We start from the raw sequence: 8,883 nt of genomic DNA, 5'->3' as shown, positions 1-8,883 counted from the left end.
GGGCCGGCACCTTCAGCATCGATGCCGCCTGACACGCCGCCATCGCTGGCAAGCCAGCTCCCACAGAAATTTGGGCCGTTCACGGACTCGGCGTACATCCACGAACACTGTGGGAGCGGGCTTGCCCGCGATGGGGCCGGCACCTTCAGCATCGACATCGCCTGACACACCGCGAGGGTCCTACAGGGTGTCCTGCCAGGTCTGGTGCGAGGATTGAAGCTGGGTCTTGACCCAGTTGCTGAAGGCCTGGACCGCTGCGCGGTCGGCTTTTTGCGGGTCGGCGGCCAGGTAGTAGCCACGGTGCAGGTCGATGGTGATGTCGAATGGGCGCACCAGCAGCCCCTTGGACAAGGCATCGCCGCTGATCAGGTTGTCACCGATGGCGATTCCCTGGCCGGCAATGCAGGCGGACTGCGCGCAGTGTGCGTCGGAGAACAGAATGCCGCTGACCGCGTTGACCCCTGACGCCCCGGCGGCGGTCAGCCAGACGCGCCAGTCGGAGTAGTCGGTCATGTGCAGCAACGGGTAGTTGCTCAGTTCCTGCGGGCTTTTCAACCCGCCCAATGCGTTGATCAACCGTGGGCTGCACACCGGGAAGAAGCGCAAGGCCACGATTTCTTCAACGATCATTTCCGGCCAGTCGCCAATCCCGTAGGCAATGAACAGATCGACATTCGGATTATGAGTGTCGTCCGGGGTGCGCGGTGAAATCAGCTGCAATTGCACTTGCGGGTACTGCCGCAAAAACGCGCCGATGTGGTGGCACAGCCAATAGGTGGCAAATCCCGGTGCGCAACTGATGCACAGTCGACCGGAGACTTCCTGGTCGCCGACCAACTGACCGGCATCGAGCAGGTTCAACAGAATCCCGTGCACCTCCCGGGCATAACGTTCGCCTTGCCAGGTCAGGCCGATGCCCCGGCCAATGCGCTCGGTCAGGGCAAAACCGACGCATTCCTCCAGCTTGCTGATCTGGTGGCTGATGGCGCTTCGAGTCAGGTTCAGTTCACGGGCCGCGACCGACACGCTGCCGAGGCGGGCAACCGCGTCCAGGGCGCGCAGGGCTGTCATCGATGGAAAACGCATAAATCATCCCGCTCAATAGTTAAAAAAAACCAAGTACGACACGCCCCCTGTGGCGAGGGAGCTTGCTCCCGCCGGGTCGCGCAGCGGCCCCCATTGCATCGGTCAGCCGAGCCATCCACCTGCTGAACAGTCCAGCTCCCCACCACAAAGGTCAGAGCTATATGGTGACGTAAATTGAACAGTCAGGCCAAAAAAAATCGATTGTTGTATTGGTTGGTTCAACAATACTAGCCCAACTTGTCATCGGGTCGCTCTGGCCCATCATCAAAGAGGTGCTGCATGACCCGTTGTGCCGAGGCGCTCGTTCAGTTGCTGGAAGGCTATGGCGTGGAACACGTCTTCGGCATTCCCGGCGTGCACACCGTCGAGCTTTATCGTGGCTTGCACGGCAGCCGTTTGAAGCACATCAGCCCGCGTCACGAACAGGGCGCCGGGTTCATGGCCGATGGTTACGCACGGGCCAGTGGCAAGCCAGGGGTGTGCTTCATCATCACCGGCCCGGGCATGACCAATATCCTCACCGCCATGGGCCAGGCCTATGCGGACTCGGTGCCGATGCTGGTCATTTCCACCTGCAATCGCCGCGAACACCTGCGCCTGGGCCATGGCCACCTGCATGAACTGCCGGACCAGCGTGCGTTGGTCGCTGGCGTTTGTGCCTTCAGTCATACGTTGCAGCACCCGGACCAATTGCCCGAAGTGTTGGCGCGGGCCTTTGCCTTGTTTGGTTGTACCCGGCCGCGTCCGGTGCACATCGAGATACCGCTGGACGTGCTGGAAATGTCCGCCGACGGCCTGGACCTGCGCCCGCGTCCATTGCCCGCGGCACCGGCCCCGGCCCCCGAAGCCATCGAGGCCGCGGTCACCTTGCTCAGCCACGCACAGCGGCCCTTGATCCTCGCCGGTGGTGGTGCGCGTCGCTCCAGCGAAACCCTGACCTTGCTCGCCGAACGGTTGCAGGCGCCGGTCGCGCTGACCACCAATGCCCGAGGCCTGCTGGCCCCCGACCATCCCTTGCTGCTCGACGGCGTGCAGTCCTCGGCCCATGGCCGCGAGCTGTTCGCCGAGGCGGACGTGGTGCTGGCCGTCGGCACCGAACTGGGGGAAACCGACTATGACTTTTTCGGCCTCGGCCCCTTGGCGTTCAAGGCGCCGCTGATCCGCCTGGACATTGACTCCCTGCAAGTGCTCGGCGTGCAAGCGGCGGCGGTGGGGCTGCTGGGGGATGCCGAACAAGGCCTGCGCGCGTTGTTGGCGCGATTGCCGCAACGCCAGGCTGACCCCGCGTGGGCCGGTGATCGGGTAACGCGAGTCAATGCCGTCGAACACGCTGGCTGGAGTGCAAAGCAGCGTCGTCTGCAAGCGCTGCTCGATACCGTCCGTGACGCGCTGCCGCAACCCTTGATCGTCGGCGACTCGACTCAACCGGTGTATCAGGGAGCCCTAGGCTACCGGGCACCGACGCCCAACAGCTGGTTCAACGCCGGCAGCGGCTACGGCACCCTGGGCTACGGCTTGCCCGCAGCCATCGGCGCCAAGCTGGCCCAGCCGTTGCGTCCGGTGGTGGCATTGGTGGGGGACGGTGGGCTGCAGTTTTCCAGCGCCGAACTGATCGCCGCCAAAGAGGCCGGCGCAGGGGTGATCCTGCTGCTGTGGAACAACACCAGCTATGCGGAAATCCGCGATTACATGAACGCCCGCGAGGTGCCGTTGCTGGGGGTCGACATCCTCACGCCGGACTTCGCCGCCCTGGCGCAAAGCTGCCATGTCGCCCATTACCGTGCGGGCAATCTCGCCGGTTTGCGAGCGCTGCTTGGCCAACTTGGCGATACCTGCGAACCGCTGATGATCGAGGTCGACGCCACGACTTTCCTGGCGGATTGAACGCTGGCTAAAACAACAACAATTTTTCAGGTCCCCGACATGCCAAGCGCACGGTGGATCTTCCTACTGCCCTGAACTCAAAGGTGGCTTACATGGCTGAGTCCGACAACTTCTCTTCTACCCATTCCGTACAAGGGACCTACGCCGACCTGATCCTCGCCAACGGTCGAATCTACACCCAGGATCCGGCCAACCCCTGGGCCGAGGCGCTGGCGATCCGCGACGGCAAGTTGATCGGCGTCGCCAGCCTCGGCGCGCTTGAAGCCTTCAAGGGGCCGAACACCCGGGTGCACGATCTGCAAGGCGCCTTTTGCATGCCCGGCCTGCACGACATGCACACCCACCCCGACCTCGCACTGGCACCGCGCTACAGCGACGACCTCGACGTCGGTATCGAAGACCCGACGCCAGAGCAACTGCGCGAAAGCATCCTCGCCTATGCCGACAGCCATCCGGGCGATGGCTGGATCTACGGTCAGTACTGGGTGCGCTACACCTTCCGCGAGGCCGGTTTGACCCCGGGCCGCGCCTGGCTCGACAGCGTCATGCCAGACCGTCCCGTGGCGCTGCTCGACCGCATGTGGGGCACCATGATGGTCAACTCCAAGGCCCTGGAACTGGCCGGGATCGACCGCCATACCGCCGACCCGCGCAACGGTTATTTCGAACGTGATGACCTGACCGGCGAACCCACCGGTCTGATGATCGACGGCGCCTACGCGATGATCCACGCCGCCATGCCACCGACCCCGGTCAGCGTGCTGCGCCGCGCCTATCGCGATGGCGTGCATTTCCAGAGTTCGCGCGGCGTTACGGCGAGCAAGTACGTGCACGTCTGCGAACAGCGCTTGCAGGCCCTGAAGGAACTGGATGACAGCGGTGAACTGACCGTGCGCATCGAGGCCGCGATCAGTTGGCAGGACGACATTTTCCCGGTGCGCCGTCGCTGGGAACTGCTGGCGGGCGAACGTCACTACTACCGCAGCGCGCGCCTGAGTGCCAACGCGGTGAAGTTCCACTTCGACGGCACGGTCGAGCCGAAATCCTCGTACCTGCTGACGCCATGGCCGCAAGAGTCGAGCTGGCGCGGCAAGCTCAACCTGACCCCAGAGCACATCACCGACATGGTGGTGGACATGGACCGCAAGGGCATCCGCGTGATTGCCCACTGCACCGGTGACGGCGCGTCGGACGTGTTCCTCGACGCCGTGGCCGAGGCCCGCCGTCGCAACGGTTTCAGTGGCGTGCGCCACCAGTGCGCCCACAGCACCTTGCTGCACCCCGGCAACCTGCCGCGCTTCAAGGAACTGAACGTCATCGCCGAATTTTCCCCGGCGGCCTGGTACCCGACGCCATTCGCCAGCGGTGCGCGTTCCGGTTACGGCCAGGAACGCCTCAAGCGCATCTACGACTTCAAAGGCGTGCTCGAAGCCGGCGGCACGGCGGTCATGGGCACCGACTGGCCGGTGGCGTCCATCGACCCATGGCTGGCGCTGGAAACCATGGTCACCCGACAAAACCCATGGAACGACGACCCGGCGTGCTTCGGCGATCCGATCAGTCTTGAGCAGGCGTTGAACGTGATCACCCGCAACGGCGCCGTGGCCATGGGCCTGGAAAAAACCACCGGCAGCCTGGAAGTCGGCAAGTCAGCAGACCTGATCGTGATCGACCGTGACCTGTTCGCCGAGCCGGCGCGCAACTACATCCACCAGACTCAGGTGCTGCTGACCTTCGTCGAAGGGCAACTGGTCTACGACCGTCATTCGACGCTGCAAGCGCTGGGGCTCAAAGCGGTCTGGCAGGGCGAGCCTCCCGTGCTGGAGGGCAAGGCGTGATGGATGCACAACGTATTGCCGTGACCGTGGTGTCGGGGTTTCTCGGCGCCGGTAAAACCACCTTGCTCAACCGTATGGTGCGCCGTGCGCAGGGCAGTCGACTGGCCGTCATCGTCAACGATTTCGGTGAGTTGAACATCGATGCGGCCATCGTTTCCGAAGTCACGGATGCCGTGTACAGCCTGCAAAACGGCTGCATCTGCTGCACCGTGCAGGAAGACTTGCTGGCGCAGCTCGGCAGCCTGGCGCAACTGGAGCCGCGGCTGGAGCGCATCGTCATCGAATGCAGCGGCGTGTCCGACCCGCAGCGCATCGTGCAAACCCTGGCCTACCCGCAACTGCGCAGCCAGATGCAACTGGACATGGTCATCACCGTGGTCGACGCCACCCGTCACCTGCAACTCGAAGGTGAATATGCGCGACTCGCTCGGGCGCAGGTGGCGGCCGCCGATTTGTTGCTGTTGAACAAGACCGATCTGGTCGACGAACAACAATTGCAGGCGTTGCGTGAAGCCCTGGGGCATAGGACTCGGGTGCACGAAAGCGTGCAGTCGCAGTTGCCGGATGCACTGTGGCTGGACACTGAACTGGAGCTTGAGCCTCGGGCGCTCAAGCCGCTGACGCGGGTGTCGGACGACGATCACGGTGAGATGTTCAGCAGCTGGTTGTGGCAGAGCGATGCGGCACTGGATGTCGAGGGCTTGCGCGGCTGGTTGCAGGCGTTGCCCAGCGACGTTTTTCGGGTCAAGGGACTGGTGGTGCTGGCGCAGGGCAACAAGGCTCATTGGTTGCAGCATGTTGGCACCCGCAGTCAGTTTCTGCCGGCTACCGATGAGGCTCAGGCCCGCGTGACGCATCTGGTGTTCATCGCTCGCCGTGGCTTCGACGGCTGGGACGCGTTGGGACAAGGGCTGGACGCTTGCAAGGTGGTGAACCCATGAGCCCGACAGAGCAACGTTTACGCGAGGAACTGGCCGCCTGTTATCGATTGGTGGCGCACTTTCGCATGACCGATCTGATTTTTACCCACATCTCGGTGCGTATCCCCGGGCCGGAGCATCATTTTCTGATCAATCCGTATGGGTTGATGTTCGATGAGATCACTGCGTCCAATCTGGTGAAAATCGATTTGAATGGGCATGCCGTGGAGCCGTCGCCGTTCCCGGTGAACCCGGCCGGGTTTGTGATTCACAGCGCAATTCATGGCGCCCGTGAGGATGCGCAATGCGTGCTGCATACCCACACCAAATCCGGCTGCGCGGTGGCCGCGTTGAAGGGCGGCTTGCTGCCGGTGAATCAGATTTCCATGGAGTTCTATGGCCGCGTGGCTTACCACGACTATGAAGGCGTGGCGCTGGACTTGAGCGAGCAAGAGCGACTGGTGGCAGACATGGGGGACAAGCCGGTGCTGATGTTGCGCAACCATGGTTTGTTAACCGTCGGCGAAACCGTGGGGCAGGCGTTCATGCGCATGTACTACCTGGAAAAAGCCTGCGACATCCAACTGGCCGCGCAGGCCGCCGGCGAGTTGGTGCTGCCACCGGCTGAAGTCTGTGAGCACACCGAGCGCCAGTTCAATGACCCGGGCCGAGCGCTGGATGAAGGTGAATTGAACGACCCGGATGCGATGCAGTTGGCCTGGGCGGCGTTGTTGCGCTTGCTGGAGCGGGTGGCTCCGGGGTATCGGGATTGATCCGGATCTTCAGTTGTCATGGATGACGCCATCGCCGGCAAGCCAGCTCCCACAGGATTTGTGGGTGTAGCCGGAATGGGTGAACGACCGAGATCCCTGTGGGAGCGCGGCTTGCCCGCGATGGGCGCGCTGCGGTCTGTCAGGCTTTTCCCGGTGTGTTGAGGTTCATCGACCGCTCTGCCAACGCCGACGCAGTGGCTTCATCCACCGCCAGCGAAAAGCGGAACGTCGCGCCGCGCCCTGGCACATCGATCAACTGAATATCGCGGCCATGCAACTGCAGGATGCGATGTACGATTCGCAGTCCCAACCCGCCATCACGCCGTGCCCCACCGATATTGAACGGCCGCAAGAACAGGCCTTCACGCAGTTCGGGGGCGATGCCGGGGCCGGTGTCGCTGACGGTCACTTCAATAAATGCCCCCTGTGGCCGCAAGCCGAGTTCGATCTCGCCTCCTGGCGGGGTATGGCGTAACGCGTTGTCGAACAGGTTGGTCAGCACCCGCTCGATCAACCCCAGATCAGCGCAGGCCGCCGAAACGTTTGAGGCAAACGTGGCCTTCAGTTCGACCTGGCGCGCCTCGGCCGTCAGTTCGAATTTCTGGAAGATGTCCTGGGCCAGGTCGGTCAGGGAGAAGCGCTCCAGCACCGGTTGCACGAAGCCATGTTCCAGCCGCACCAGTTCCAACAGCGATTGCGCCAGGCCACCGACCTTGCGGCTCTGGTCCAGCGCGATGCCCAGGTAACGACGACGGTCGGCGGGGGGCAGGGTGGCGTCCTTGAGCGACAGGGTTTCCAGGTAGCCATGCAGCGACGCGAGCGGTGTGCGCAGGTCGTGGGAAATGTTCGCCACCAGTTCACGGCGTTCCTGATCCTGGCGGGTCAAGGTGCGCCATTGCTCACCCAGGCGCGCCTGCATCTGCCGGAACGTGGCGTCGAGTATGGCGATTTCGTCATGGCTGGCGGCTTTCTCCATCGGGGCCGCTGTCGGCGGCGTGACCGGAACGCCGTCGATGTCGAACTGGCTGACAGTTTCGGTCAGGCGGCGCAATGGCCGGGTGATCAGGGCGAACGCCGTGAGACCGGCAATCAGGCACAGCAACGCCACCAAGCCGATGGACAGCAGCGCCGTATTCAGCGCCGCACTGGTCGCACCGCGTTCGGCGAGGCGATCGTGGTCTTCGCCGAGCAACACCACATAGAGATAACCGGCCGGTTTGCCATCGACCTTGAGCGGCGCGGCGCTGAACACCTTGCGACCGTCGACACTGCGTGGGTCGTCGCCGGGAATCGGCAAGGGGTCGCCCCGGAGCAGGCGCTGGATCGGCGCCAGGTCGACCCGCTCGCGGCGTATCCGACCCTCCGGCGCGGCGCTGCCGACAATCTTGCCCTCGGTGTCGAGCAGGTACACCTCGACACTCGGGTTGACCAGCATCAACTGGCTGAACAGATCGCGCACCGCACCGGGCATCAGGCCCTTGGTGTCCATCAGCACCGTGTCGCTGGCGATGTGTTGCGCCAGGTCCCGGGACAAGCCTTGCACCACTTCCTGCTCGTGCATCTGGTTGGAGCGCACCTGCATCCACGCCGACGTGCCGCAGCACACCAGCAGTAACACGGCGAACACCAGCGACAGGCGTTGTGTCAGGGTCAACCTCATGGCTGCTCCTCCCCGGTCGCGAATTTGTAGCCGCGCCCCCACACCGTCAGGATGCGTACCGGTTGCGCCGGGTCGGTCTCGATCTTGGCGCGCAGGCGGTTGATGTGGGTGTTGACCGTGTGTTCGTAGCCTTCGTGGCTGTAGCCCCATACGGCATTGAGCAGGTCCATGCGCGAAAACACCTTGCCGGGCTGGCGGGCGAAGAAATACAGCAAGTCGAATTCTCGCGGTGTGAGGTCCAGGCGCCGACCGTCGAGGGACACTTCGCGGGTGATCGGGTCGATGGCCAGACCGTCGAGGATCAGGCTGCCGGCATCCATTTTCAGGTTGCGTGCCATGGCGTCGACCCGGCGCAGCAGCGCTTTGACCCGGGCCACCAGTTCAAGCATGGAAAACGGCTTGGCCAGGTAATCGTCGGCCCCCAGTTCCAGACCGAGAATCCGGTGCACTTCGCTGGAGCGGGCGCTGGTGATGATAATCGGCGTGTAGCGCGCCATGGCACGGGCGCGCCGGCAGATTTCCAGGCCGTCGACACCGGGCAGCATCAGGTCGAGGATCAGCGCATCCCAACTGCCTTGCTGCAGCAGGCGCATGCCTTCGTTGCCATCGGCGCAGTGCACCACCTCGAGCTGCTCATCGCGCAGGTGCAGGCAGATAAGGTCGGCGATATGCAAATCGTCCTCGACCACGAGGACTCGTTTGGTCTGTTCCATCCAGCTCAA

7 protein-coding genes are annotated in these 8,883 nt (G+C 63.4%); 4 read left to right on the top strand and 3 right to left on the bottom strand.

Going from position 1 to position 8,883, the window contains the following annotated elements:
- Positions 1-180 precede the first annotated feature (180 nt).
- On the bottom strand, positions 181-1,086 hold the full coding sequence (locus tag ACVWYU_RS23550; RefSeq protein WP_090316402.1) for a LysR substrate-binding domain-containing protein: 906 nt from the start codon (positions 1,084-1,086) through the stop codon (positions 181-183).
- A gap of 279 nt (positions 1,087-1,365) precedes the next feature.
- Here ACVWYU_RS23550 and ACVWYU_RS23545 point away from each other — a divergent pair, with 279 nt between their 5' ends.
- The 4 genes from ACVWYU_RS23545 to ACVWYU_RS23530 all read left to right on the top strand — a co-directional run bounded on the left by ACVWYU_RS23545 (position 1,366) and on the right by ACVWYU_RS23530 (position 6,501).
- Entirely contained in the window at positions 1,366-2,970 is a 1,605-nt protein-coding gene (locus tag ACVWYU_RS23545; RefSeq protein ID WP_457373785.1) for a 5-guanidino-2-oxopentanoate decarboxylase, read from the top strand.
- Between the two features lie 92 nt (positions 2,971-3,062).
- On the top strand, positions 3,063-4,808 hold the full coding sequence (locus ACVWYU_RS23540) for an amidohydrolase (protein ID WP_457373784.1): 1,746 nt from the start codon (positions 3,063-3,065) through the stop codon (positions 4,806-4,808).
- Positions 4,808-5,749, top strand: coding sequence for a CobW family GTP-binding protein (locus ACVWYU_RS23535; protein ID WP_457373783.1), 942 nt, complete (start codon positions 4,808-4,810; stop codon positions 5,747-5,749). The genes ACVWYU_RS23540 and ACVWYU_RS23535 overlap by 1 nt, the downstream gene beginning before the upstream one ends.
- The gene (locus ACVWYU_RS23530; protein ID WP_457373782.1) at positions 5,746-6,501 is read left to right on the top strand and encodes a class II aldolase/adducin family protein; all 756 of its coding nucleotides are present in this window, start codon (positions 5,746-5,748) and stop codon (positions 6,499-6,501) included. Before ACVWYU_RS23535 ends, ACVWYU_RS23530 begins: the two co-directional genes overlap by 4 nt.
- Positions 6,502-6,640: 139 nt before the next feature.
- Here the strand turns inward: ACVWYU_RS23530 and ACVWYU_RS23525 are convergent, their stop codons facing one another.
- The gene (locus tag ACVWYU_RS23525) at positions 6,641-8,161 is read right to left on the bottom strand and encodes a sensor histidine kinase (RefSeq protein ID WP_247255942.1); all 1,521 of its coding nucleotides are present in this window, start codon (positions 8,159-8,161) and stop codon (positions 6,641-6,643) included.
- The gene (locus ACVWYU_RS23520; RefSeq protein WP_090316420.1) at positions 8,158-8,874 is read right to left on the bottom strand and encodes a response regulator transcription factor; all 717 of its coding nucleotides are present in this window, start codon (positions 8,872-8,874) and stop codon (positions 8,158-8,160) included. The genes ACVWYU_RS23525 and ACVWYU_RS23520 overlap by 4 nt, the downstream gene beginning before the upstream one ends.
- Positions 8,875-8,883: the final 9 nt, after the last annotated feature.

The organism is Pseudomonas sp. TE12234, from assembly GCF_054061835.1.
This window is presented reverse-complemented; position numbering and strand designations above follow the sequence as displayed.